Source organism: Micromonospora sp. C28SCA-DRY-2 (genome assembly GCF_030519475.1).
Classification (GTDB): Bacteria; Actinomycetota; Actinomycetes; order Mycobacteriales; family Micromonosporaceae; genus Micromonospora.
In genome coordinates this window covers 162987-187673 of record NZ_JAUMKD010000004.1, presented here as the reverse complement: position 1 = coordinate 187673, position 24687 = coordinate 162987, and the positions used below count along the sequence as shown (strand labels likewise).

22 protein-coding genes and 1 tRNA gene are annotated in these 24687 nt (G+C 74.3%); 9 read left to right on the top strand and 14 right to left on the bottom strand.

Annotated features, from left to right (window positions below):
• Nucleotides 1-188: 188 nt before the first annotated feature.
• The 5 genes from Q3W71_RS18455 to Q3W71_RS18435 all read right to left on the bottom strand — a co-directional run bounded on the left by Q3W71_RS18455 (nucleotide 189) and on the right by Q3W71_RS18435 (nucleotide 6022).
• Nucleotides 189-3776 carry an adenylate/guanylate cyclase domain-containing protein gene (locus tag Q3W71_RS18455; protein WP_302920588.1) on the bottom strand — a complete coding sequence of 1196 codons (3588 nt, stop codon included), beginning with the start codon at nucleotides 3774-3776 and terminating at the stop codon, nucleotides 189-191.
• Nucleotides 3773-4609, bottom strand: coding sequence for an MBL fold metallo-hydrolase (locus tag Q3W71_RS18450; protein ID WP_302920587.1), 837 nt, complete (start codon nucleotides 4607-4609; stop codon nucleotides 3773-3775). The genes Q3W71_RS18455 and Q3W71_RS18450 overlap by 4 nt, the downstream gene beginning before the upstream one ends.
• A gap of 120 nt (nucleotides 4610-4729) precedes the next feature.
• A complete protein-coding gene (locus tag Q3W71_RS18445; protein ID WP_088996458.1) occupies nucleotides 4730-5191 on the bottom strand; it encodes a RidA family protein in 462 nt (153 codons plus the stop codon).
• Nucleotides 5192-5342: 151 nt separating this feature from the next.
• Nucleotides 5343-5498 (bottom strand): DUF4177 domain-containing protein, encoded by a 156-nt coding sequence (locus Q3W71_RS18440; RefSeq protein WP_088996459.1) that lies wholly within the window; start codon nucleotides 5496-5498, stop codon nucleotides 5343-5345.
• Nucleotides 5499-5542: 44 nt separating this feature from the next.
• Entirely contained in the window at nucleotides 5543-6022 is a 480-nt protein-coding gene (locus Q3W71_RS18435) for a hypothetical protein (RefSeq protein WP_302920586.1), read from the bottom strand.
• Between the two features lie 308 nt (nucleotides 6023-6330).
• Between Q3W71_RS18435 and Q3W71_RS18430 the strand changes: the two genes are divergently transcribed.
• From Q3W71_RS18430 to Q3W71_RS18420, 3 genes are read left to right on the top strand one after another with little or no spacing between them, the layout of a single operon-like run.
• The gene (locus tag Q3W71_RS18430; protein ID WP_302920585.1) at nucleotides 6331-6927 is read left to right on the top strand and encodes a hypothetical protein; all 597 of its coding nucleotides are present in this window, start codon (nucleotides 6331-6333) and stop codon (nucleotides 6925-6927) included.
• A gap of 26 nt (nucleotides 6928-6953) precedes the next feature.
• Nucleotides 6954-7928 carry an ArsA-related P-loop ATPase gene (locus Q3W71_RS18425; RefSeq protein ID WP_302920584.1) on the top strand — a complete coding sequence of 325 codons (975 nt, stop codon included), beginning with the start codon at nucleotides 6954-6956 and terminating at the stop codon, nucleotides 7926-7928.
• Nucleotides 7929-7982: 54 nt separating this feature from the next.
• Nucleotides 7983-9134 carry an ArsA-related P-loop ATPase gene (locus tag Q3W71_RS18420; RefSeq protein ID WP_302920583.1) on the top strand — a complete coding sequence of 384 codons (1152 nt, stop codon included), beginning with the start codon at nucleotides 7983-7985 and terminating at the stop codon, nucleotides 9132-9134.
• A 100-nt stretch (nucleotides 9135-9234) separates the two neighbouring features.
• Here Q3W71_RS18420 and Q3W71_RS18415 read toward each other — a convergent pair whose 3' ends face one another.
• Nucleotides 9235-9555: a WhiB family transcriptional regulator gene (locus tag Q3W71_RS18415; protein ID WP_167180147.1), complete on the bottom strand. Its 321-nt coding sequence runs from the start codon at nucleotides 9553-9555 to the stop codon at nucleotides 9235-9237.
• A gap of 403 nt (nucleotides 9556-9958) precedes the next feature.
• On the opposite strand from Q3W71_RS18415, the gene Q3W71_RS18410 reads away from it, so the two are divergent.
• A complete protein-coding gene (locus tag Q3W71_RS18410; protein ID WP_302920582.1) occupies nucleotides 9959-12391 on the top strand; it encodes a transglycosylase domain-containing protein in 2433 nt (810 codons plus the stop codon).
• Nucleotides 12392-12469: 78 nt separating this feature from the next.
• Here Q3W71_RS18410 and Q3W71_RS18405 read toward each other — a convergent pair whose 3' ends face one another.
• Complete coding sequence (locus Q3W71_RS18405; protein WP_302920581.1) at nucleotides 12470-12925, bottom strand: GatB/YqeY domain-containing protein; 456 nt, start codon at nucleotides 12923-12925, stop codon at nucleotides 12470-12472.
• Nucleotides 12926-12950: 25 nt separating this feature from the next.
• Here Q3W71_RS18405 and Q3W71_RS18400 point away from each other — a divergent pair, with 25 nt between their 5' ends.
• Together Q3W71_RS18400 and Q3W71_RS18395 are read left to right on the top strand one after the other, a co-directional pair.
• Entirely contained in the window at nucleotides 12951-13844 is an 894-nt protein-coding gene (locus tag Q3W71_RS18400) for a metallophosphoesterase (protein ID WP_302920580.1), read from the top strand.
• 255 nt (nucleotides 13845-14099) lie between these two features.
• Nucleotides 14100-14176, top strand: a tRNA-Pro gene (locus Q3W71_RS18395).
• Nucleotides 14177-14538: 362 nt separating this feature from the next.
• Here the strand turns inward: Q3W71_RS18395 and Q3W71_RS18390 are convergent.
• The 4 genes from Q3W71_RS18390 to Q3W71_RS18375 all read right to left on the bottom strand — a co-directional run bounded on the left by Q3W71_RS18390 (nucleotide 14539) and on the right by Q3W71_RS18375 (nucleotide 17943).
• Entirely contained in the window at nucleotides 14539-15483 is a 945-nt protein-coding gene (locus Q3W71_RS18390; protein WP_302920579.1) for a hypothetical protein, read from the bottom strand.
• Nucleotides 15480-15971 carry a hypothetical protein gene (locus Q3W71_RS18385; protein WP_302920577.1) on the bottom strand — a complete coding sequence of 164 codons (492 nt, stop codon included), beginning with the start codon at nucleotides 15969-15971 and terminating at the stop codon, nucleotides 15480-15482. The genes Q3W71_RS18390 and Q3W71_RS18385 overlap by 4 nt, the downstream gene beginning before the upstream one ends.
• A 2-nt stretch (nucleotides 15972-15973) precedes the next feature.
• The gene (locus Q3W71_RS18380; protein WP_302920576.1) at nucleotides 15974-17197 is read right to left on the bottom strand and encodes a macrolide family glycosyltransferase; all 1224 of its coding nucleotides are present in this window, start codon (nucleotides 17195-17197) and stop codon (nucleotides 15974-15976) included.
• A gap of 272 nt (nucleotides 17198-17469) precedes the next feature.
• Complete coding sequence (locus tag Q3W71_RS18375) at nucleotides 17470-17943, bottom strand: hypothetical protein (protein WP_302920575.1); 474 nt, start codon at nucleotides 17941-17943, stop codon at nucleotides 17470-17472.
• A gap of 321 nt (nucleotides 17944-18264) precedes the next feature.
• Between Q3W71_RS18375 and Q3W71_RS18370 the strand changes: the two genes are divergently transcribed.
• Nucleotides 18265-19548 (top strand): MFS transporter, encoded by a 1284-nt coding sequence (locus Q3W71_RS18370; RefSeq protein ID WP_302920574.1) that lies wholly within the window; start codon nucleotides 18265-18267, stop codon nucleotides 19546-19548.
• Between the two features lie 262 nt (nucleotides 19549-19810).
• Here Q3W71_RS18370 and Q3W71_RS18365 read toward each other — a convergent pair whose 3' ends face one another.
• Nucleotides 19811-21541: a bifunctional UDP-sugar hydrolase/5'-nucleotidase gene (locus Q3W71_RS18365; RefSeq protein WP_302920573.1), complete on the bottom strand. Its 1731-nt coding sequence runs from the start codon at nucleotides 21539-21541 to the stop codon at nucleotides 19811-19813.
• Nucleotides 21542-21853: 312 nt separating this feature from the next.
• On the opposite strand from Q3W71_RS18365, the gene Q3W71_RS18360 reads away from it, so the two are divergent.
• Nucleotides 21854-22654, top strand: a complete 801-nt coding sequence (locus Q3W71_RS18360) for an alpha/beta fold hydrolase (protein WP_302920572.1) — start codon at nucleotides 21854-21856, stop codon at nucleotides 22652-22654.
• Nucleotides 22655-22773: 119 nt separating this feature from the next.
• On the opposite strand, the gene Q3W71_RS18355 is transcribed toward Q3W71_RS18360, so the two are convergent.
• Complete coding sequence (locus Q3W71_RS18355) at nucleotides 22774-23499, bottom strand: histone deacetylase (protein ID WP_302920571.1); 726 nt, start codon at nucleotides 23497-23499, stop codon at nucleotides 22774-22776.
• Between the two features lie 51 nt (nucleotides 23500-23550).
• Here Q3W71_RS18355 and Q3W71_RS18350 point away from each other — a divergent pair, with 51 nt between their 5' ends.
• Nucleotides 23551-23751: a hypothetical protein gene (locus tag Q3W71_RS18350; RefSeq protein WP_302920570.1), complete on the top strand. Its 201-nt coding sequence runs from the start codon at nucleotides 23551-23553 to the stop codon at nucleotides 23749-23751.
• 55 nt (nucleotides 23752-23806) lie between these two features.
• Here the strand turns inward: Q3W71_RS18350 and Q3W71_RS18345 are convergent, their stop codons facing one another.
• Nucleotides 23807-24586, bottom strand: a complete 780-nt coding sequence (locus Q3W71_RS18345) for a phosphodiesterase (RefSeq protein ID WP_302920569.1) — start codon at nucleotides 24584-24586, stop codon at nucleotides 23807-23809.
• Nucleotides 24587-24687: the final 101 nt, after the last annotated feature.

Here is a 24687-nt window from a genome sequence, read left to right as displayed (position 1 = left end):
CCCAAGGCAGGTACGGCCGCCACTGTGGACGCCGCACGGACCTGACAGGCTAGCGGCCGGCCCCGCCGGGCACATCGGCAGAACCGCCACAATCCCGCATCCCACCGGCCCGCCTTCGCGGCGTGTCGAACCCGGCGCGCCGCACCGCCCGACCCGGCCCGCCCGGCGGCCGGTGCGCCGGCGACCGGTCAGCCGGGGCCCAGGCGGGCGAGGAGCGCGTCGGCGGCGGCCCGCTCGCTGCGCTGCTCCGTGGCGTACGCCAGCCGCACCGCCTCCTCGGCGCAGGCCAGCGCCTCCACCGGCCGGCCGCAGGCGGCCAGCGCCTCGGCCAGCACGCTCGCCGCGACCACCTGACTGCGCACGTCCTCCGCCGGGGCGAGGACCGCCCGCCGGGCCCAGTCCAGCGCCTGGTCCCGCTGGCCGTGGGCGAGCAGCGCGGAGGCGTACCGGGCCATCGTCTGGCGGCGCGAGAAGAGCAGCGACGGGCTGTTCGCGGCAGCGGTGGCCACCGGGGCGAGCAGCCCGACGGCGGTGGCCGGGTCGCCGGCCGCCAGCCGGGCCATGGCCAGCAGCACCCGGGGCCCCACCTGGGCGGGCGCCTGCGGGTTGTGCGGCTCGACGGCGGTCAGCACGGCCCGGGCGTCCCGCTCGGCGGCGGGCCCGTCGCCCAGGTCCAGCGCCACGAACCCGCGCAGCGTGCCGGCCATCCCGGTGAGCAGCGGGTGCGACGTCCGGTGGGCGTACGACAGCGCGTCGGTGAGCAGGTCGGCGGCGTGCTCCGGCTCGCCCAGCCCACGGGCCACCACCCCCCGGACGACCAGCGCGAACCCGCGTCCCCAGTCGTCGGAGGCGGCGGCGAACTCCCGGTACGCCCGGCGGGCCTCCCGGTCCGCGTCGGCCAGCTCGCCGAGTTCCGCGGTGGCGAACGCCTCGACCGCGCGGAGGGTCCCGACCGCCCACGCCTCGCCGACCCGCTCGCCGAAGGGCAGGAAGACCCGCGCCAACCGGTCCGCCTCCCGGAGCCGGCCGGCGAGCAGCCGGGCGAACGCGGTGGTGCCGCGCAGCCAGGCCCGCCCGTACGGGTCCTTCAGCTCGGCGAAGAGCCGGGCGGCCCGGCCGAGCACCGCGTCCGCGCCGGCGAAGTCGCCCCGGGTGGTGGTCACCCAGGCCAGGTTCTGCAACGACCAGGCCTGCCCCCGGCGGTCGCCCACCGCCCGGCTGACCTGGTACGAGGCGGCCAGCCGGCTGCTCGCCTGGCCCAGCCGCCCGGCGATGAAGTCGGCCATCCCCAGCCGGCGCATCGCCGACGCGCGCAGCGCGGGCAGGTCGGCGGCGGTGGCCACCTGCAACGCCTCGTGCCAGCAGGACTCCGCCCGCGCCTGGTCGCCCATGGTCTGGTGCGCCTGACCGGCGAGCAGCAGCGCGCTGGCGCGCACCCCCGCCTCGTCGCCGGCGTTCGCGGCGATCTTCTCGGCGAAGGCGAGCGCGTCGGCGGGCCGGCCGACCTGGAGCAGCGCCCGGGCGTGTACCACCCGGTCGGCCGGCGGCACCCCGTCCCGGCCGAGTTCGGCGGCCCGGTCTGCGTACTCGACGGCCAGCGCCGGCTCACCGAGGTGCAGGGACCGGCGGGCGGCCCGGCCGAGCGCGGCCACGCCGAGCGGCACCACCGCGCGGGCCGGCGCGTCCGGCCGCAGCCCGACGGCGTCGGCCAGCGCGGCCGCCCGCTCCACGTGTTCGGCCACGAAGTCGTCCCGGGCCGGCTCGGTGAACCCGCCCGGCGGCGCCGAACCGTCCGCCGGTGCGAGGCTCGCCCAGCGGGCCAGCGCGGCGTGCCGCTCGGCCAGCTCGGCCTTGCTCACCCCGGCGTACGCGGCCTCCCGCATCAGCGGGGTGGCGAAGGCGTAGCCGGTGCGGGTGCGGTGCAGCATCCGCCGTTGCAGCAGCTCCTCGACGGCCCGCTCCAGCTCGACCGCGGCCACCGCCGCGGGCCGGCCGGCCAGCCCGGCGCGCTGTTCGCGCAGCGCCTCCAGCGCGCCCTCCGGCACGGTGTCGCCGACCACCGCGGCGTCCCGCAGCACCGAGCGCGCCTCGGCCGGCAGCGCGTCGATCCGGGCCGCCAGCACGGCGGCCAGGTCGCGGGAGAGCAGCCGGCTGCCCAGCGAGCCGGGCACCAGCCGCCAGCGCCCCGGGCTCGGGGCGCTCCGGTCGGCCACCGCGGTCAGCGCCCCGCGCTCCATCAGCAGGGTGACCAGTTCGGCCAGGTAGAACGGGTTGCCCTGGGCGGTGGCGAGCAGCCGGTCGGCGTCCGCCTGGGGCAGCTTGCCGCCGCCCAGGTAGCTGGTGAGCAGCCGGGCGGCGTCGGCGCCGCGCAGCGGCGGCAGCGCGTGCACCTCGGCGTCGGCCACCCGGGTCAGCGCGCCCGCGGTCCGCACCAGCTCCGGCCGGCCCAGCAGCAGTACCAGCACCGGCCCGGCGAGCCGGGACAGGGTGACCCCGAGGGACCGGATGGTCTCGGCGGTGGCGTCGTGCAGGTCGTCCACGACGATCACCAGCGGCGCCTCCTGGGCGAGCGCGCTGAGCAGGTCGGCGACCGCGTTCGGCACCGCGTCGGCGTCGACGGGCGGCTGGGTGGCGCCCCACTCGCCCTGCTCGCTCGGCCCGCCGGCGGGCAGTTCGGCGTAGCCGAGCAGGGCCAGCAGCTGGTCGCTGGCGATCGGGACCGGTTCGCCGGTGCGGCCGAGCCGCTGCCCGAGCCGACGCAGCCGCTCCTCCACGGCCGGCCGGGTGACCGCGGTGGCGGCGTCGCCGGGCAGGCCGACCGCGGCCCGGACCAGGTCGGCCAGCGGGGCGAGCCGGCGCCGTTCGCCGAACGCGGCACAGCGCACCGAGAGCACCCGGGCGCCGGTGTGCGCGGCGTACCGGCCGGCGCCCACGTCGTAGCCGGCGGCGAGGCGTTCCACCTCGGCGGCGAACCGGGACTTGCCGATCCCCGCCTCGGCGGTCATCAGCAGCACCCGGGGCTCGCCCCGGTCGATCACCTCGGCGAGCCGGCCGGCGACCCGGCCGATCTCGGTCTCCCGGCCCACGAACGGCGCCTCGTCGCCGAGGCCCGACCGGGTGCCCGGAGCGTCCAGGAGACCGAGCAGCTCGTACGCCTCGACCGGCTCCCGCTTGCCCTTGAGCCGCAGCGGACGCAGTGCCCGCCAGGAGGCGACGTGCCGGGTGGCGGCGGAGGTGCGCGCCCCGGCGTAGATCGCGCCCACGGCGGCGGCGTCGGCGAGCCGGGCGGCGGTGTTCACGGTGTCGCCGATGACCGTGTACTCGATGGCGGCCTGGATGCCGGCGATCACGTCGCCGGTGTTGAGGCCGACCCGCAGGCCGAGCGGAGCGCCGCCGCCGCGCTCGTCGTCGAGCACCCGGCGGACCGCGCGCTGCATGGAGAGCGCGGCGCGGACCGCCCGCTCGGCGTCGTCCTCGTGCGCCACCGGCGCGCCGAAGACCGCCATGATCCCGTCACCGGTCAGCTTGTCGACGTGCCCGCCGAAGGTCTTCACCGCGCCGGCCAGCGCGGCCAGCACCCGGTCGGTGACCGCGCCGACCCGCTCGGGGTCGAGGTCCTCCGACCAGGAGGTGAAGTCGGACAGGTCACCGAAGAGCACGGTGACCACCCGGCGCTCGGCCGCCGGCAGCGTCGCGGCGGCCGGCAGGGCGGCCCCGCAGTTGTGGCAGAACCGGGCGCCGGGTACGGCGACGGTTCCGCACACCGGGCAGGTCACGCTTGCTCCAACCCGCTCACCCCGGGGTCGGATTCCCCGGCGTCGACCCCGAGATGTTCCAGCTGGGCGCGGACCGACCACTCGGCGGCCCACCACAGCGACCGGTCCACGTCCGCGTAGACCGCGGCGACCACCTCGGCCGGGGTGCGGGCGCCGGCGTCGACCGCGGCCCGGACCTGGTCGAGCCGGGCGCGGCGGTGGGCGAGGTAGAACTCGGCGGCGGCGCCGCAGTCGGCCAGCGCCGGACCGTGGCCCGGCAGCGCCGGGATCCCCCGGTACGTGCTGAGCAGTTCCAGGCTGGTCAGGTAGTCCCCGAGGTGCCCGTCCGGGTGGGCCACCACGGTGGTGCCCCGGCCCAGGATGGTGTCGCCGGTGAGGACCGCCCGCTCGTCGGCGTGCTCGACCAGGAAGCAGACCGAGTCGCCGGTGTGCCCGGGCGTGGGCAGCAGCCGGATGCCCAGGCCGGCGCCGTCGATCCGGTCGCCCGGCCCGGCCAGCGGCGGCCCGTCGACGGTGTGCGCCGGGTCGGCGGCGCGGACCGGCACCCCGCCGAGCAGCTCGGCCAGCCGGCGGGCGCCCTCGGTGTGGTCGCCGTGCCCGTGCGTGATCAGCACGAACGCGACCGGGCCGTGCGCCGCGATCCGGGACAGGTGCTCCTCGTCGGCCGGGCCCGGGTCGACCACCACCGCCCGGTCCGCCCCGGGCGCGCGCAGCAGCCAGGTGTTGGTGCCGTCGAGCGTCATCGGCCCCGGGTTCGGGGCGCGCAGCAGCGTCACCCAGTCCGGCAGCTCGTCCGCGAGGGCGGCCGCCGGCGCCGTGAAGTGCCCGGTCATGGCTGCGATCGTACGGCCCCGACGGCAACTCCCCGCGATCTTGCGCGATCGGCCCGGGATACCTGCCGCTTCACGGCTTTTGCCCGGCCGGGCGGCGCAGGATCGCGGGGAGTGTGCTGGTCAGGCGACCTCGACGATGACCTCGACCTCGACCGGGGCGTCGAGCGGCAGCTCGGCGACGCCGACCGCGCTGCGGGCGTGCCGGCCGGCCTCGCCGAAGACCGCTCCGAAGAGGTCGGAGGCGCCGTTGATGACCCCCGGCTGGCCGGTGAACCCGGGAGCCGAGGCGACGAAGCCGGTGAGCTTCACGATCTTGACGACGTTCTCCAGGCCGACCAGCGAGTCGATCGCGGCCAGCGCGTTCAGCGCGCAGCGTTGGGCGAGGTCCTTGGCCTGGTCGGCGGAGACCCCGGCGCCCACCTTGCCGGTCGCCAGCAGCTTCCCCTCGGCCATCGGCAACTGGCCGGAGACGTAGACGTGCTGCCCGGACTGCACGGCCGGCACGTAGCTGGCCACCGGGGGCACCACCTCGGGCAGCGTGAGCCCGAGCTCGGCGAGCTTCGCGTGCGGACCGTTGCTCATGCCGGCACTCCGCTCCGCCGAACGGTCCGAGGCCCGGCCGCGTCGGCGTATCCCGCGGCGTCGACACGGCCTCGGCCGGGGATCGGACCGTGAGCAGTGCCGGCATGAGGCACCAGTGCGCTGAGCCCGATGATTCGCTCGCTCCGCTCGCTCATGCCTTCGGCCGCTTCAGGTAGGCGACCAGCTGGTCCGGGTTCGGGCCGGGGATCACGGCGACGAGTTCCCACCCGTCCTCGCCCCAGTTGTCGAGGATCTGCTTGGTCGCGTGGACCAGCAGCGGGACCGTGGCGTATTCCCACTTCTGCATCGGTGGAGGGCTCCCTCGGTGGCATTGACACTTCGAGGGACAGCCTACGGTCCGGCGGCCGGCCGGGGTGCGGGACGCTGCTCCGGGGCGCTCGGCAGGTCGCCGCACGGGCCGCTGTGCTCGTACCGCTGGGGGCACCGGGTGCGGTCGGGCAGCAGCAGGTCGCAGAAGACCCGGTGCCGGTTGTTCTGGTCGTCGGCGGTGGAGACGGTGGTCTCGCCGGCGTCGAGTTCGACGAGGAAGCCGAGCGAGGTGGCGACCGTGCCGGCCAGGGCGGTCGCCGCGGCCAGGTCGGCGACCCGGATCGGCAGGTGGATGACGTAGCCGGGTTCGTCGTCGTCCCGGGTCCGCTCGGCGGGCCGGGCGAGCGTCCGCACCACCTCGACGGGTTCGGCGATCCGCCGGTACGACCGCTCGTTGATCGGCAGGCCCGCGGCGACCCCCTCCCCCTCCCCGGCCGAGCCGGGGCCGGACAGGCGCCCCGTCGGGAACTGGGCTCGGGGGTGGTTGTCCGCGTCGCGCATCGCTGCCTCCGGGCGTCGTACCTGGTCACGTCATCGCCATCCGGTCCGGGCCCGACGCCCGGCCCGGTCCCCCCGCGCAGCTCAGAACGTAGGTCGGCGGCCCGAGTCCCGTAAACAGGACGCGCACGACAGGTGACCGAAAGTCACATATGCGACAGACTGTCGGGTCCGGCCCCGACCGGCCCGCCCCTCCCCCGCGATCCGGCGCGGACCGCTACCCTTCCGGTCGGACGAGCGCGCAGGGCTCGCCCGCCCGCGCCACACACGCTCGTCGCCTCCGGTGACGACGTCGCACCCCGGGGGACGAGATGACCCAGCCACCCAGCGGCGAGCCGGCCGGCCAGCCCCAGGCTCCGAGCCCGGCCGTCCCGCCCGTCCCGCCCGGTGCTCCCACCGCCGACCCGGCCACCAGCCCGCTGCCGCCGGCCGGGTACCCGCCGTACCAGGGCCCGGTGGCCCCGAAGAAGAAGCGCGGCCTGCTGATCGCCGGGATCGCCCTCGCCGCGGTGCTGCTGCTCTGCGTCGTCGGCGGCGCGGCGGCGTTCTTCACCCTGCGCGACACGGAGACGGGCACCGGCGCCAAGGAGCCGGCGGTCGCTGTCGACGAGTTCCTCACCGCCGTCTACAAGGACCGGGACGCGGCCAAGGCGGCCACCCTGGTCTGCTCGGCGGCGCGGGACGACGACCGGATCGCCGCCAAGGTCGCCGAGGTGGAGAAGTACGTCGGCACCCACCAGAACCCGCGGTTCCGGTGGACCAAGCCGACCGTGGACAACCAGACCGGCGACCGGGCCACGGTCAGCACCAAGGTGACCATGACGACCGCGGACGAGAAGGTCGCCGACCAGGAGCTGCGCTTCACGGTGGTGCGGAAGACCGGTTGGTGGGTCTGCGAGGTCGCCTGAGCGCCGTCGCTGGATAGGCTCGACGGGTGCGAGCAGCTGAGCGACCGGCCGACCCGGCCGAGGGATGGCCGGGCCGCCTCCACGTGGTGACCGGCAAGGGCGGCACCGGCAAGACCAGCGTGGCGGCGGCGCTCGCCCTCGGGCTGGCCGCCGGCGGCCGGCGCACCCTGCTGGTCGAGGTCGAGGGGCGGCAGGGCATCGCCCAGCTCTTCGACACCGAGCCACTGCCGTACGAGGAACGGCACCTGGCCGACGTGCCGGGCGGCGGCGAGGTGCGGGCGCTGGCGGTGGACGCCGAGGAGGCGCTGCTCGAGTACCTGGACATGTTCTACAAGCTCGGCGCGGCCGGCCGGGCGCTGCGCAAGTTCGGCGCCATCGACTTCGCCACCACCATCGCCCCCGGCCTGCGCGACGTGCTGCTCACCGGCAAGGTGAAGGAGGCCACCACGCGCACCGCCGGCCAGCGGCGGGTGTACGACGCGGTGGTGCTGGACGCCCCGCCGACCGGCCGGATCGGCCGGTTCCTCAACGTCACCGCCGAGACCGCCCGGCTGGCCAAGGTCGGGCCGATCAAGACGCAGAGCGAGGGGGTCTCCGCGCTGCTGCGCTCGCCGATGACCGCTGTGCACGTGGTCACCCTGCTCGAGGAGATGCCGGTCCAGGAGACGATCGACGCGATCGCCGAGCTGACCTCGTTCGGTTTCCCGGTCGGTCGGGTGATCGTCAACGCCGCCCGGCCCCCGCTGCCGGCCGGCCGGGTGGTGAGCCAGGCCGAGCTGCGCCGGGGGCTGATCGCCGCCGGGCTGCCCGCCGACCGGGACACCGTGGCCGGGCTGTACGCCGAGGCCCAGGACCAGACCATCCGTCGTGAACTGGAGGATTCGCTCCGGGCCGACCTGGTGGAGCTGGGCCTGCCGCTGATCGAGCTGCCGCTGCTGCCCGAGGGCGTGGACCGGGCCGGGCTGGACCGGCTCGCGGAGGCGCTCGTCCGGGCGGATTGACTCACACCTGGCGTCCGCACCGGCACGGGGAGCCAGTCGGCCCGATACGCTCGATTGGTGCCTTCCGAAGACGCGGCGCCGCAGCTGGACGTCGACCAGATCCTCGCCGATCCCGGCGTACGCATCGTGGTCTGCTGCGGGGCGGGCGGGGTGGGTAAGACGACCACCGCCGCCGCGCTCGCGCTCCGGGCCGCCGAGCAGCACGGCCGCCGTACGGTGGTGCTCACCATCGACCCGGCGCGCCGGCTGGCCCAGTCGCTCGGGCTCACCGAGCTGGACAACACCCCGCGCCAGGTGAAGGGGATCGACGTCGAGGCGAGCGGCGGCGAGCTGCACGCCATGATGCTCGACATGAAGCGCACCTTCGACGACGTGGTGCTCCAGCACACCGACCGGGCGAAGGCGGCGGAGATCTTCGCCAACCCCTTCTACCAGGCGATGAGCTCGACCTTCGCCGGTACGCAGGAGTACATGGCGATGGAGAAGCTCGGCCAGTTGCACGCCCGGGGCGAGTGGGACCTGATCGTGGTGGACACCCCGCCGTCCCGGTCGGCGCTGGACTTCCTCGACGCCCCGGCGCGGCTGTCCCGGTTCCTCGACGGACGGATGCTGCGGCTGCTGCTGGCCCCGGCGCGCACCGGCGGGCGGAGCATGTTCAGCCTGGTCACCGCGTCGTTCGGGATGTTCTCCAAGGTCGTGCAGAAGGTGCTCGGCGCGCAGTTGCTGACCGACCTCTCCGGCTTCGTCGCCGCGCTCGACTCGATGTTCGGCGGGTTCCGGCAGCGCGCCGAGCAGACGTACCGCATCCTGCAGGCACGGGAGACGGCGTTCCTGCTGGTCGCGGCGCCCGAGCCGGACGCGGTCCGGGAGGCCGCCTACTTCGCCGGCCGGCTGCGCGCGGAGCGGATGCCGCTGGCCGGCCTGGTGCTCAACCGGGTGCACCGGCCGGCGGCGCCCGACCTGGACGCGGCGGAGAGCCTGGCCGCCGCCGCGCGGCTGGCCGACCTCGGCGGGCACGAGGCCACCGAGGAGGTGCTGCGGGCGCACGCGGCGCTGGTCCAGCAGGCCCGCCGCGAGCAGCGGGTCGCGCAACGGTTCACCGAGGAGTTCCCGGCGGTACCGGCGGTGTCGGTGACGGCGCAGCCCGCCGACGTGCACGACGTCGACGGGCTGCGAACGATCGGCGCGGCGATCAGCCGGGCCTGAGCCGCGGCGGCCACCGGGCCGCACCGCGGCGGGCGGCCCGAGCCGTGGCCACCGGTCGGGCCCGGACCGTTCGCGGTCGGCCGGGCCCGGAGCGTGGTGGTCAGCCGGCGGCGGTGACCAGGATCTTGTCCTTGCCGGCCTTGTCCTTGCTGTTCTTCTTCATCGCGGCCTCGAACATCTTGCGCCAGCTCGTCACCTGCGGGTGACGGCGCAGCAGCGCGCGGCGTTCGCGTTCGGTCATGCCACCCCACACACCGAACTCGATCCGGTTGTCCAGCGCGTCGGCCAGGCACTCGTACCGAACTGGGCAGCTCCGGCAGATCCGCTTCGCCACGTTCTGTTCGGCGCCCTGTACGAACAACGCGTCCGGGTCCCCGTTCTGACATGCCGCCAGCGACGGCCAGTCAGTGATCATGCCCATGTGTACACGTCCCCCCTTGCAGTACCTACCGACGTCGTGCGGACCAGCCGGCAATTCCCCCCGATCGCCCGGGCCTGCCTTCCCCAAGGCGGCACGGACGACATGTGGCGCTGTCGCCGCCCCCATCATGCTCTGTAGTCGCCCGATTACGCAACGTTGTCGGCTAAATCCATCATTCCGGACACTCCCGGCTTCCCGGGCTCTCGACCGGCGCTTACCCCTCCCCAGTACGTGAAAACGCTGCGGCCGTCCCCCGAATGGAGGAGACTCGGCGCCGGGTTCACGCAACCACGCACCAGGGGTCGTGCGTTTAGCACAACGAGGTCGGCGCGCGCAGGAAATGGGGAAAGAACGCCCCAGCGCCCCTCGTTACCTGTTCGCGTACCCTGTCGAGGTGACCTGGATGCGGAAACGTGACCACAATGTGCTGACCAACGCCGCATCGCTGCTGATCTGCGGCCTGTTGGCCGGCGTGGTCGTCGCGGCGGCGGCCTTCCCCGCGGTGGCGATGTCCGGGCTGGCCGCCAAGGCCGGCGCCGAGACGTTCGGCGCGCTGCCCAAGGAGCTGACGGTGGCCCGCGCGCCGCAGATCAGCTACCTCTACGCGGCCGACGGCAAGACGCAGCTCGCCACCATGTACGACGAGAACCGGCGCGACGTGAAGCTCGCCGACATCTCGCCGGTCATGCAGAAGGCCATCATCGCGGCCGAGGACCACGACTTCTACAAGCACAACGGCGTCGACCTCAACGGCGTCGCCCGTGCCTTCGTCAACAACCAGAACGCGGGCGCCGACCGGCAGGGCGCCTCCACGCTGACGATGCAGTACGTCCGGCTGGCCATCGCGTACTCGGCCACCCACCCGGCCGACGTGGTCGCCGCGACCGAGGACACCAGCGCCCGCAAGCTGCGCGAGATGCGCTACGCCCTCCAGATCGACAAGGAGCTCTCCAAGGACGAGATCCTGGAGCGCTACCTCAACATCGCCGCCTTCGGCAACGGCGCGTACGGCGTCTACGCCGCGAGTCAGGTCTACTTCGGCAAGCCGCCGAAGAACCTGAAGATCGAGGAAGCGGCGATGCTGGCCGGCATGGTGAAGGCGCCCAGCTCCTTCGACCCGACCACCAAGAGCGGCTACCCGCTCGCCGTCGACCGGCGCAACTACGTCATCGAGAACATGTTCGAGATCGGCGCGATCACCCGCCAGGAGGCGGACGCCGCCAAGGCGACCAAGCTGGTGGTCAAGGACAAGCGCACCCCGAACGGCTGCGTCGACACCGCCGAGAAGGGCTGGGGCTTCTTCTGCGACTACCTCTACCGCTGGTGGATGCAGCAGGAGACGTTCGGCTCGACCTCGTACGACCGGGAGCGGCGGCTCAAGAGCGGCGGCTACCACATCGTCACCACGCTCGACCCGGACGCGCAGCGCGCGGCCGACAAGGCGGTCCGCAGGGCCAAGAAGGAGACCGCCAAGGAAGCCGCCATGGTCGCGGTGGTCGAGCCGGGCACCGGCCGGGTCCGGGCGCTGGCGGTGAACCGCAACTTCAAGCTGGACGACCCGAAGAAGCCGGCCAACAAGCCGCACAGCGACCCGAAGCAGCGCAAGAAGGGCAAGCGCGGCAACTACCCGAACACCGTCAACCCGCTGCTGACCGGCGGCGACGGCATCACCGGGTACCAGGCCGGCTCGACCTTCAAGATCTTCACCATCGTGGCCGCGCTGGAGAAGGGCATCCCGCTCAGCTACAGCTACAACGCCCCGCAGACGTTCCGGTCCGAGTACATCATCAGCAGCAGCAGCCCGGCCGCCTGCCCGGGCACCAACCTCTACTGCCCGACCAACTCGGGCAAGAAGGCCGGCGGCCCGCAGAACATGTGGACCGCGTTCAGCGCCTCGATCAACACCTACTTCGTGCCGTTGCAGCAGCAGGTCGGCGCGGAGAACGTGGTCGACGTGGCCAAGCGGCTCGGCATCCAGTTCCGGGCCAGCAACGACGCCCGCTTCGCCAGCAACAAGGACTACGCGCACGACTGGGGCGCCTTCACCCTGGGCGTCTCGCAGACCACCCCGCTGGACCTGGCCAACGCGTACGCCACCCTGGCCGCGGACGGCAAGTACTGCGAGCCGATCCCGGTGCAGGAGATCCGGGACCCGGAGGGCAAGAAGCTGGACATCGCCAACCCGCGCTGCGAGAAGCGGATCAGCACCGACGTGGCCCGGGCCGCGGTGGACGCCGCCCGCTGCCCGGTCGGTGACAACCCGGCCAACGGCAGTTGCGGCGGCAGCCGGACGGCGGCCAACGTGAGGGGCATCGTCAAGGCGCCGGTGGCCGGCAAGTCCGGCACCACCGACTCGGAGAAGAGCGCCGCGCTGGTCGCGATGACCAAGCAGTACGCGGTGGCCGGCATCATGGCCGACCCGGACTGGCCGCAGACCAACGTCAAGATGGGGCACAACGTGCCCAACGGCATCAACCCGCCGGTCTACGAGACGCTGCGGGACGCGATGAAGGGCAAGCCCCGGATCGACTTCGAGCCGCCCGGCAAGAAGATCTCCGAGGGTGACCAGCGCTCCATCCCGAACGTCAAGTGCCAGCCGGTCGAGACGGCGAAGAACCGGATCGAGGGCGCCGGCTTCGACGCGGTCGTCTCCGACGTCAAGGTGCCCTCCAGCTGCCCGCCGGGCACCGCCGCCGGCACCAGCCCGGACGGCCGGACCATCAAGGGTGGCGTGGTCACCATCCAGGTCAGCAGCGGCGGCGGTGGCGCCACGACGGGCAACCCCGGTGGCCAGCCGCCCAACCCGGGCCGGCCACCGGGTCGATCCCGAGGCTGATCCCTCGACACGACGACGGGCGGGCACCCCACGCGGGTGCCCGCCCGTTTTCGCGTACGCCGGCCGGAGCCGGCGGGATCAGAGGCCGAGCTGCCGGCGTACCTCGGCGGCGACCCGGCCCCCCTCGGCCCGGCCGGCCACCGCGCCCTGGGCCGCCTTCATGGCCGGGCCCATCTGCGCCTTGCCGGTGAACCCGCCCGCGGCGAGCGCCCCCGCGACCAGCTCGGCCAGCTCCTCATCGGAGAGCTGCTTGGGCAGGTAGCGCTCCAGCACCTCGCCCTCGGCGGTCTCCTTGGCGGCCTGGTCGGTGCGGCCCGCGTCGGCGAAGGCGGTCGCGGCCTCGCGCCGCTTCTTCGCCTCCTTGGTCAGCACCGCGAGCACCTCGTCGTCGGTGAGGTCCCGCTTGGCCTTGCCGGCGACCTCGGCGGTGCCGACGGCCGCCAGGGCCATCCGCAGCGTCGAGGTGGTCAGCTCGTCGCGCGCCTTCAGGGCGGCGCGCATGTCGGCGGTGAGACGGTCCTTCAGCGTGCTCATGGACGGTCAAACTACCCTGAACGCCATGCGAAAGCGCACACTATTCCGGCTCGCGGCCGGAACCGCCGCGGTGGGCGGGGCCGCCCTGGCCTACGCGTCGCTCGTCGAGCGCAACATGTTCACCCTGCGGCGGTACGACGTGCCGGTGCTGCCGGCCGACGCCGAGCCGCTGCGCGTGCTGCACCTGTCGGACCTGCACATGATGCCCGCCCAGGCCCGCAAGCAGCGCTGGGTGGCCTCGCTGGCCGCCCTCGACCCCGACCTGGTGGTGGTGACCGGGGACAACATGGCGCACCCGGATGCCGTGCCGGGGGTGCTCCGGGCGCTGCAACCGCTGCTCGACTACCCGGGCGCCTTCGTCTTCGGCTCCAACGACTACACCGGCCCGGTCTGGAAGAACCCGTTCACCTACTTCCTGTCCGACCGGGAGTACACCGAGGGTGTCGAACTGCCGCACGAGGAACTGCGCGAGGTGCTCGCCGGCGCCGGCTGGGTGGACCTGAACAACGCCCGGACGACGATCAAGGCCGGCGGCCGGGTCGTCGAGCTGGCCGGCGTCGACGATCCGCACATCGAGCGGGACGACTACGCCGCGGTGGCCGGCCCGGTCTCCCCCTCGGCCGACCTGTCGATCGCGCTCAGCCACTCGCCCGAGCCCAGGGTGCTCGACCAGATGGCCGCCGACGGCTTCGGGCTGCTGCTCGCCGGGCACACCCACGGCGGCCAGGTCTGCGTGCCGGGCTTCGGCGCGCTGGTGACCAACTGCGGGCTGCCCCGGTCGATGGCCCGGGGCCTGCACCGGTGGCCGGACTCGGACGCCTGGCTGCACGTCTCCGCCGGCCTCGGTACGCACCCCACCGCCCCGGTCCGGTTCGCCTGCCCGCCCGAGGCCAGCGTCCTCACCCTCATCCCCCGCTGACCGCCCGCCCCCGACCCGGGTCGGCCTCGGCGGCCCGGGTCGGCCTCGCGCGCCCGGGTCGGCCTCGCGCGCCCGGGTCGGCCTCGGCGGCCCAAGATCCGCGCAACTTCCGGGACGTAGGGGTGTCCGGGGCCTGGTGAGGCCGCCATATCCGGGAGTTGTGCGGATCTCCACCGTTCCCGAGGCGGCCGGGCGGCGGTGGGGGTACCGAGTTTGACCGTCGGAGCGGGTGGGCTACTATTTGTCGGCACGCCTCGGGGTGTGGCGCAGTTTGGTAGCGCGCTTCGTTCGGGACGAAGAGGTCGTCGGTTCAAATCCGGCCACCCCGACCAGAGGTAACAGCAGGTCAAGGCCCCTCCACGGAGGGGCCTTGATTCGTTTCCGGCGATCACCGCGCATCGTCCGCCTGCGCCCCTCGGCAGAGGTGGGGGGTGTTTCCGCCGCCGTGGCAGGATCTTGCTCTCGATCTTGGAGTACCTGCCGAGGAGACACCGCCGCCCACCGCAGGGGGGAGCCGCTTCGGCGGCGCGGGGCGCCGCCCCGGCGGACCCGTCGGCGGTGACCCCGACGGCACCGGCACCGGAGCGGGCCAAGCAACTGTGACCAGCTGACACCCGGGGACCGCACGTACCGCGTGCGGTCCCCGGCACGCTCCCTCCGCTTCGGGGGCGCGTCGCGCGCGGCACCTGGCCGGTCAGGGCAGCGGGCCGTCGGGTTCCGCGGTCCGGCCGAGGCGGTCCCGGATCAACCCGATCACCGTGTCGGCGGTCCGGTCGAGGTGGCTGCGGCCATCGGGCAGCTTCGCCTCCGGGCTGATGTAGCTGCGGGGGCCGACGTGGGTGGCCGGGTCGAGCCGGTGCACCGTGATCTTCCCGGCGCGCTCGGCCCGGTTCCATCCGCTCCAGCGGAACAGCCGCCACCGCTGCGGAAAGAGCCAGGCGCCGACCCGCTCGATCCGGTCACCGGCACTGGTGAGCTGGCAGAGCCGCTCGGCGTGGGTGATGTCGTTGGCTCCGTTGTGGAACCCGCCGAGCGTGATCAGCCAGAGCGGGCAGCGCAGCTCGGACCAGAGTTCGTTCACCGCGCCGGTGGCGACCTGGGCGCCACCGCTGTAACAGAGCAGCACCACGGGGATGCCGCTGTCCCGCTGGTAACCGGCGAGCCGGAGCTGGGTGGCGATCTGCCCGCCGACGGCGCGGTTGTACAGCGGCCGGTACCGGCGGTCGGCGGCGACGAAGATCTGCACCACGTTGTGCAGGAAGAGCACCAGCCCGATGTGGCGGCGCAGCCATCTCCACACCGGCCGGTCGGCGAGCGGATGCGCCAGCGGAGAGTAGGGCTGCACCTGGCCCAGCACCCGCAGCTCGGGCGCCGCCGCGATCAGGGACTTGACCAGCCGGCCGCCGTCCCGGGTGTCGTGGAAGCGGCGTTTCCCGATGCCGTCCAGATAGACCAGGTAGGCGTCCGGAGGACGGTCCGGGTCCGCGCCCCGGGCGTGGGGCATGCCCCGGGGCAGCGCGGTGGTGGGCGTCCGCCAGCCCGCGGCGTAGGCCAGCACCTCGTAGCGGGCGAGCAGGGCCTCGGCGATCAGGACCGGTCCGATCCCGCCGAGCAGCAGCAGGAGCGCGAACTCGATCATGTGAGGGGCTCCGGGGCTCGTCTCGTGTTCAGCCGCACGACCAGGCGTCGGACGCCCTCGACGGCGGTACCCAACGCGACTCCCGCGAGAGCCACGCAGCCGGCCGCGTCCCACCAGCCGAGCCCGGTCGTCGTGGCGAGCGCGGCGGCGAGGCCGGTGCCCACGCCCACCATGAGCAGCAGGTGCAGCAGCGGGCCGAGCAGTGGGAACGCGAGTACGGCGGCGAGCAGCAGCGGGGCGGCCAGGCCCGGGGTCCAGACCAGCGCCGACTCGTCGGACGGTGCGGGCGCCAGCGCCAACTCGGCCAGGGTCCAGGCGGACAGCGGCCAGAGCGCGAACACCGCGCCGTCGACGACGGCGCCGGCCAGCATCAACCCGACCACCCGGACGCGGGACGCGCCGGGCAGGCGGGCCACCACGGGCAGGAGCCGTCCGGCGGCCTCGGACAGGCCGGCGAGCAGCAGCAGTACGGCGACGGCGGGGGTCACGGTCAGTCCTGTGCCGGCTGGTCGGCGGGGACCGGCCGGCTGCCCGCGCCGGCCCGCCGGGCGTAGCGCTCGAGCTCGTCGGCGGCGCGGGCGTAGCCACCCGCCTCCCGCTGGGCGGTCCGCAGGGTGCGCGCTGCCGCCCGGAACCGGGGCTCGTCGAGCAGACGCTGGGCCAGCGTGCGCACGACCTCCGGGTCGACCTCCTCGGTGCGTACCGAGAGGCCGGCGTCGAGCTCGACCAGGCGGGATGCCACCAACGACTGGTCCGCGCCCTGCGGGACCACCAGCATCGGTACGCCGGCGTACAGGGCCTCGTTGACGCTGTTCACCCCGCCGTGGGTGATGAACAGCGCCGCGCGGGCCAGCACCTCCGGCTGCGGTACGGAGCGCTGGGCGATCACGTTGGCCGGCAGCGCACCGAGCGCGTCCGGCTCGGTCTGCCCGGTGGAGACGACCACTGTGCCGCCGAGCGGGGCGAGCGCGGTGGCGAGGCTGCGCAGCAGTTGTGGATCGGCCTTGAACACCGTGCCCAGCGAGGCGTACAGCACCGGGTCACGCAGCCGGTCGGCCGGGAACGACGAGTCGGCCGGGCGGGCCCCGACGCTCGGCCCGACGAACCGGTAGGACTGGTCGAAGCTGTCGGCCCCGGGGTGGAACGCCCGCGAGGTGTAGACCAGGTTGAGCGGCTGACGGATGTTCGCCAGGTCGACCAGGGGCACGCCGCGGGTGTCGTAGCGGCGGCGCAGCTCCCACCGGGACCTCAGGTACCCCCCGGCCTGGCGGGGCAGGGTCGCCGCGGCGGCCAGCAGCGCCCAGGAGCCGCGGGTGGGGCTGGGCACCTGCCGGTTGAACGCGAACGTGGTGAACGACGACGCGGCCGGCACATCGAGTTCCCGGGCGGCCACCGGCCCCCACGGGCAGAGGGAGTCGTGCACGATCAGATCGGGCCGGGTGCCGCGCAGGTCGTCGAGGACGGCGGGCAGCACGCGTACGGCGGTGCGGGCCAGCTGCTCCATCACCGTGACCGGCGTCGGCGGGCCGGAGAGCGGCACGTCGTCCCCGCGGTAGCGGAACACCCGCGCACCGGTGGCCGCGATCTGCTCGGCGTAGCCGGACGGCGCGTGGTAGGTGACGGAATGGCCGCGACGGACGAGCTCGGCCACGACCGGCAGGGTCGGATTGATGTGGCCGTGCATGGCGATGTTGAGGAATGCGATTGCGCTCATCGACCGACCCCGGACAGCCATGGAGTCAGTGCCCGGCAAGATGTCACGATCACGATCCGCCCTTCTCGCTGACAGCGTAGACGCTGCCGGCGGGGGACGTGCCGGGGACCAGGTACTCGCCGGGGCGCGGCGCTGCCGTCGAACAGCACCCCCGCCCGTGGCCGCCCACCGGCGCGTTCGACGCCGGCTCCCCACCGGCTCGAGCAGGCCGCCCTCGTGCGGTTGCGGAACGCCCTGCCGCTCGGCGCGGTCGCGTCGCGCGCCCGCCGCCGTCAGTCGTGGCGCTCGGTGCGCTCGATCTCGGCGAACGCGGCGGTCAGGTAGCCGTCGAGCGGGCGGCCGGTGGCCGCCAGCAGGTCCGCGACGAGCAGCGGCGCGTGCCGGGCGACGGCCGCCGGGTCGGGCGGGTTGTCGTCGTCGCCCGGGTCGTACACGCCGAGCGCACCGGCGAGCAGCACCAGCACCACGTGCGGGTCGACGTCCGGCCGCCAGCCGGCGGCGGACCGGACGCAGCGTTCGAGCACCTGGCGGACGTCGTCGCCGGTCAGACCGTCCGGGTGGGTCTCCTCCAGCAGCAGCCGGACCACCGCGCCGAGCACGAGACCCGACCGCTCGGCCCCGGCCAGCCGCCCGACGGACGTCTCGTAGACCTCCGCGTCGCGGGCCCGGGCGGCGTCGACCGCCTCGGCGGCCGCGACGGCGATCTCACGGGCGGGCGCGGGCAGGTGTCGCCAGGTCACGGTCACCGCGCCAGCATGGCAGAACACCCCGACACCGCCGCCAACCGAGCCGACGCGCCCGGGAGAGCGTGGCGCGCCCGGGCCGAGGGCGACGAGGCGGACGGCGACGGGCCCGGGCCGAGGGCGACGACTCCGGGTCGAGGGCGACGACTCCGGGTCGAACGGCCGGCGGTGCCGGGGCCGAGCCGGCGATTGCCCGGCTCGGCGGGGACCCGATGTCGGCGGCGGCGACGCTGCCCGTGGTCTTGGTCACCTCGGTGGCCGGCCCACGCCCGGGCCCGGGTAAACGGCTCGCCACCTGTCGTACCCGGCGAACAGAATCGCGGCATGCTGCGTCGCGCCCTACCCCGTCGTCCGGAAGCCCGCCGGATCCTCGTCGGCACCCTGCTCTCGGCGATCGGGCGCGGCCTCACCCTGCCGTTCCTGTTCATCTACCTGACCGACGTGCGCGGGCTCACCGACGCCCGGGCCGGCCTGGTGATCGGCTGGTACGGCGCGGTGACCCTGGCGCTATCGCCGGTGGGCGGCACGTTGATCGACCGGTTCGGCGCCCGCCGGGTGGTAATACCCTGCCTGCTGATCGAGGCGGTGGGCACCGGCTCGCTGGCGCTGGTCGACTCGACCGGCTCGGCCTTCCTGGTGATGACGGTGATCGCCGTCGGCAGTTCCGCCATCTGGTCCGGGCAGAACACCATCCTCGCCTCGCTCACCGACGACGGCGAGCGGCAGCGGGTCTTCGGGCTCAACTTCGCCCTGCTCAACCTCGGTATCGGCGTGGGTGGCCTGACCTCCGGCGCGATCGTCGACACCGGCCGCCCGGTCACCTTCCAGCTGATCTACCTGCTCGACGCGTTCACCTACCTGATGCCCGCGCTGATCCTGCTGACCCTGCCCGGCGTCGGGCACCGGCTCGCCACCCGCACGGCCGAGGGCAAGGCCCCGAGCGGCGGCTACCTGACGGTGCTCCGCGACCGCCCGTTCCGCCGGCTGGTGATCTTCGGCCTGGTCCTCACCACCTGCGGCTACGCCCAGATCGAGGTCGGCTTCACCGCGTACGCCGTCCGGGTGGCCGAGGTGACCCCGCGGGTGGTGGCGTGGGCGCTGGCGGCCAACACGGTGATGATCGTGCTCGCCCAGCTGGTGGTGATCCGCCGGATGGAGGGGCGCAGCCGTACCGGTGGCCTCGCCGTGGTGGGCGCGGTCTTCGCGACCGCCTGGCTGGTCCTCGGCTTCGCCGGGGTGATCGGTACGGGCAACGCGCTGCTCGCGGCGCTCTGCGTGATGGCCTGCTCGGCGATCTTCGGCTTCGGCGAGACCATGCTCTCGCCGGTGATGCCCGCGCTGACCAACGCGCTGGCCACCGACGAGCTGCGCGGCCGCTACAACGCGATGAGCTCGATGATCTTCGGGATCAGCGGGGTGATCGGCCCGGTGACCGCCGGTCCGCTGATCGGCGCGGCCGACGGCCGGATCTGGGTCGCCTTCGTGGTCGGTGGCTGCCTGGTCGCGTCGCTGCTCGCGCTCTCCCTGCGCCGGCTGCTCACCCCCGCCCAGGACGGCCGCACGCCGGCTCCCGCCGCCACCCTGGAGCCCGCCGCGGCGGCCGCCTGACCGTCCCTCCCCCCGCCCGCCACCGGCCACCGGCCGGCCGCGCGGGAAGATCGTGCTACATCCCGGATGTAGTGGCCTCGAATCGACCCGGATGCCACCACATCCAGGAACCAGCGCGATCTTCGCGCCCGCAGCCGCGATCTTCGCGCCCGCAGTCGTGATCCGCGCGGACGGCGCTCCTCCCCGAGGTCGGGCCGTCGGCGTGGACGGGTCGGGCCCCGGAGCATGTCGCTCCGGGGCCCGACCTGTGTGAGTGCTGCCGTCAGGCGGCGGCGACCTCCGCGGTGGTGCGGATGCGGTCCAGCGCCGGGGCCGAGACCGGGGACTCCGCGGTCAGGTAGGCCACGAAGGCGTCCAGGTCGATCATGCCGGTGACCAGGTTCGTGCCGCCGGTGAGGACGCTGAAGCCGTCACCGCCGCCGGCCAGGAAGTTGTTCACCGTGACCCGGTACGTGGCGGCGGTGTCGACCGCCACCCCGCCGAAGGTCAGGCTGCCGCGGACCACCCGGCTGCCGGCGCACGGGTCCGTGCTGGGGGCGGTGACGCCGTTCAGGTCGACGACGTAGCGCACGGTCGACGACGGGTAGAGGATGCGACCGGTGACGAACTGCTGTTCGAGCAGGCAGTACAGCTGCGCGCCGGTGAGGTCGAGGGTCGCCAGGTTGTTGGCGAACGGCTGCACCGTGAACGCCTCCTCGTAGGTGACCGGGCCGGCGTCCAGGTCGGCGCGGACGCCACCCGGGTTCATGAACGCGGCGACCGCGCCCTGCTCGTCGTCGGTGGCGGCGAGCTGCGCGTCCGCGATCAGGTTGCCCAAGGGGGACTCACCGCAGCTGGCGGGGACCCGCGAGTCGCACGTGGCGAGCAGGTTCTCCTGGGTCTTGGTGATCGCCGTGGTGGTCTCACCGACGACCCGACCGGCCACCGGGCCGAGGACCGTCTTGTACCGGTCGATCAGGTCGGTCTGCGCCCGGTCCTTGTCGACGTCCCGGGTGACCACCACGTTCTCGGCGGTGGCGGTGAGCACGTCACCGGTACGCCGGTCGATCTTCAGGTCGATGTCGGTGATCAGGCGACCGAACGAGCTGGCGCTGGTGACCAGCTTGTCGTTGATGTTGCAGTTGTACGCCTGGTGGGTGTGCCCGCTGACCACCACGTCGATCGACGGGTCCATCCGGTTGGCGATGTCGACGATCGGGCCGGTCATCCCGACGCAGTCGTTGATGCCACCGGTCGCGGCCTGGGCGCCACCCTCGTGCAGCAGCACCACGATCGCCTCGACGCCCTTGCGGCGCAGCTCGCGGGCGTACCGGTTGGCGGTGTCCGCCTCGTCGGCGAAGCTCAGCCCGGCGACACCCTCCTGGCTGACGATCTGCGGGGTGCCCTCCAGCGTCATGCCGATGAAGCCGACCTTGACGCCCTGCACCTTGTGGATCGCGTACGGGGGCAGCAGCGGCCGGCCGGTCGCGGTCTTGAACGCGTTGGCCGACAGGTACTGGAAGCCGGCGCCCTCGTACGGGGTGCCGTCGGCGCAGCCGTCGACCGGGTGGCAACCGCCGTTCTGGATACGCAGCAGCTCGTCGGCGCCCTCGTCGAACTCGTGGTTGCCGACGCTGGCGTAGTCCAGCCCGGCCATCGACAGCGCCTCGATGGTCGGCTCGTCGTGGAACGCCGCGGAGAGCAGCGGGGACGCACCGATCAGGTCGCCGGCGGCGACCGTGATGGTGTTCTTCTTCTTGGCGGCCGCGCGCAGTTCGGCCAGGTGGGTGGCGAGGTACTCGACGCCGCCCGCCGGCTGCCCGGCGATGACGCCGTCTCTGGAGCCGCTCGGCGGTTCGAGGTTGCCGTGGAAGTCGTTCAGCGCGAGCAGGGTGACGTCGACCGGCTTCGGCCCGGCGTCCGCCTGGTCGGGGGTCGTGGCGACCGCGCCGAACGCGGTCACGGCGAGCGCGGTCAGGCCGATGGCGGCCCGACGCATCCCGGGGATGGACATGGAACTCCTCATGGGATTCCGGCGCGGCGGGTGCCCGGTCGGTGGTTCGCGTCGGGCCCCGGCCCCGCCGTCGGCAGGGTTCGATCGCGGGTGGCAGCGGTGGGGGCCGCCGCCCCGCCGGGGACAGCCTCTCATCCGAGCCGCCAGCGGTCGACCTGAGCAGCGCACCAGAGCTGCGACAATCGCCGGTGACCCGGCCGGGACGACCGGGCGATTAGGACATGACGGTCAGGTGGCGGGCGCTGCGCCGGACCGTCGGTGGGCCTGGTCCGGAAATAGGACCGGACGGCGGACGAGAGCGAGGACATCCCGATGAGCGACGCCAACCAGGCGGTGGAGACGGTGCGGTCGGCCGACGGCACCCCGATCGCGCACGAACGGTTCGGCGACGGTCCGCCGATCATCCTGATCGGTGGTGCCTTCAACGACCGGTCGACCATCCGGGCGCTGGCCGAGGCGTTGGCGGCGGCGGGCTTCACCGCGTTCGCCTACGACCGGCGCGGCCGGGGCGACAGTGGCGACACCCCGCCGTACCAGGTGCGCCGCGAGATCGAGGACGTGGCGGCACTGGTCGAGGCGGCCGGCGGCAAGGCGCACCTCTACGGGCTCTCCTCGGGCGCGATCCTGGCCGCGTACGCCACCGCGCACGGGCTGCCGGTGAGCGGGCTGGTCATGTTCGAGCCGCCGTTCCAGGTCGGGCCGCACGCCGGCTCCCGGCCGGACATCTCGGCCCGCACCGCCGAGCTGATCGCCGCGGGCGACCGCGCCGGGGCGGTCGAGCATTTCATGGTCACCGCCGTGGGACTGCCCGCCGAGGCGGTCGCCGGGATGCGCGCCGAGCCGATGTGGCCGTTCCTGGAGTCGATGGCGCACACCCTCCCGTACGACGGGTTGATCAGCGGCGACGGCTCGCTCCCGGTCGACCGGCTGGCCGGCATCGGCGTCCCGACGCTGGTGGTGGAGAGCACGGCCAGCCCGCAGTGGCTGCGCGACGGCGCCCGGGCCACGGCGGAGGCGATCCCCGGCGCCCGGCACGTCGGCCTGCCGGGTGGCTTCCACGAGGTGCCGGCCGACACCCTCGCCGCCGAGATCCGCCGCTTCCTCCTCGGCTGACCGGTGGGCCCCGGCCCGCCGGGCCCACCGCCACCGGCGGCCACCGCTGGCCGGGCCGGCCCGACCGGACCGCCTCGGCACGCCGATCCGTCCCGGGCCGGGCACTCCGGGCGATCCGGCTACCCGGGCGCTGGCAGCCGTTCCGCGACCAGGGCGGCGACCGCCGCCGGGTCCCAGGTGCCGGCGACGCCGGGCCGGGTCGCCAGGTAGTCGGCGATCCGGTCGGCGTCCCAGCCGTGCGCCTCGCGCAGGCCGCTGGCGATCATGCCGAGGTAGACAGCGGCTGGGGCGCGCCACTCGACGTCGGCGGCGCGCTCCGGCGCGGTGAAGGTGAGCAACGGCAGGCCGTCGAGGCGGCCCGGGCAGAGCAGCGTCTCGTAGCGTCCCGGCCCGAGGGTGGCCCGTCCGGTGTCCACCGCCGCCCGGATCAGCTCCGGATCGGATCCCGGCGCCCGGTACATCTCCTGCGCGGCCACGTCGGCGAACTGCCCGACGTCGAGCAGGTACGCCCGGGCCGCGGCGGTGCCGGGCAACTCCGGGTCGTAGAAGGCCATGCCGCCGGTCCACGCCCCGGACTCGCCGGCGAAGTAGATGCCACCGGGCAGCGACACCGGCACCGTACGCCTGGGCGGCCGGGGATTCCGGCAGCCCGGATAGGTCCGCCGACCGCCCGGCGGGCAGCCGCCGGTCAGGTACCACCGCAGCCGGGCGGCGTGCATGTTCGACCCGTACGCGACGTACCAGACCAGCTCGGCAGCGCGGGCCGCCTCGTCGCACTCCGGGGAGGCTGCCGGTGAGGTGTCCGGCGCCCCCGACCCGGCCGCGTCCTTGCCCGCCCGGGTCATGATGCTGGGCCTGGGACGCCGGGCCATGCCCGGCGGAGAGGGGGCACCCCGATGCGCTGGTTCATCGTTCTCCTGCTGGTCGTGCTGGTGGCCGTGGCGGTGCTGACCTGGGCGCGGGCCCGCGGCCGGCGACTGGACGAGGGGCAGGTCCGTGACCTGCGGGAGTCGGCGGCCGCCCGGAAGCGGCTCGACGAGCACCGCAACCCGACCGAGGGCAGCGCGGGCAGCGGCAGCGGCGGCGGCTGGGTCTGAGCCGGTCACCGGCACCAGCGGGCGATCACGGCGTACGCCGGCACGCACCGGAGCGTCAGTAGGTGCAGGTCAGGCCGGCGGCGTGGCTGACCTCGACGGTGTGCGTCACGCAGCCGCCGTCGACCACCCGGTGCAGCAGGAAACCGGTCGGCTCGGCGACCCAGCCGATCGGCTCGTCCGGGCTCATGGTGAGCGACGCCTGCCGCCAGGTGCTGGGCGCGGTGGTCAGCACGGTGCCCGCGAAGGCGGCCGTGACCGGCCGGTGCAGGTGGCCGGCGAGCACCCGGACCACGTGCGGGTGCCGGCTGATCACCTCGGCGAGGGCGTCGCCGTCGGCGAGCCGGACCGCGTCGGCGGCGGGCAGCCCGACGTCGATCGGCGGGTGGTGCAGGCAGACCAGGGCGGGCACGTCGGTCCGGCCGGCGAGCACCCCCTCCAGCCAACCGAGTTGCTCCTCGCCCAGCCGCCCGCCGCCCGATCCCGGCACCAGCGAGTCCAGCACCACCATTGTCACGTCGGGGTGGTCGACGTGGTAGTAGGCGGAGAAGCCGCCGCCCAGCAGGGGCGTGCCACCGAAGGTGTCGAGCAGCGACTCCCGGTCGTCGTGGTTGCCGGCGACCAGGTGCACCGGCAGTGGGAAGCGCCCGATCACCTCGCGCAGGGTGACGTACTCGTCGGTGCGGCCGTGGTCGACGAGGTCTCCGGTGATCACCACGCAGTCCGGCCGGGGGCGCAGTGCCAGCACCCGGCCGAGCGCGCGGTGCAGCCCGGCGGCCGGCTCGGCACCGAGCACACCGGTGGTCAGGTGCGGATCACTGAGCTGGGCGATGAGCATCGTGCCTCCACTCGACCGGTACCCCCACGCTATCGTCGCGGCCCGCGCCGCGCGGGCCACCGGCCCACAGCCGGCGTCCACAGCCTGTGGATAGCACATGT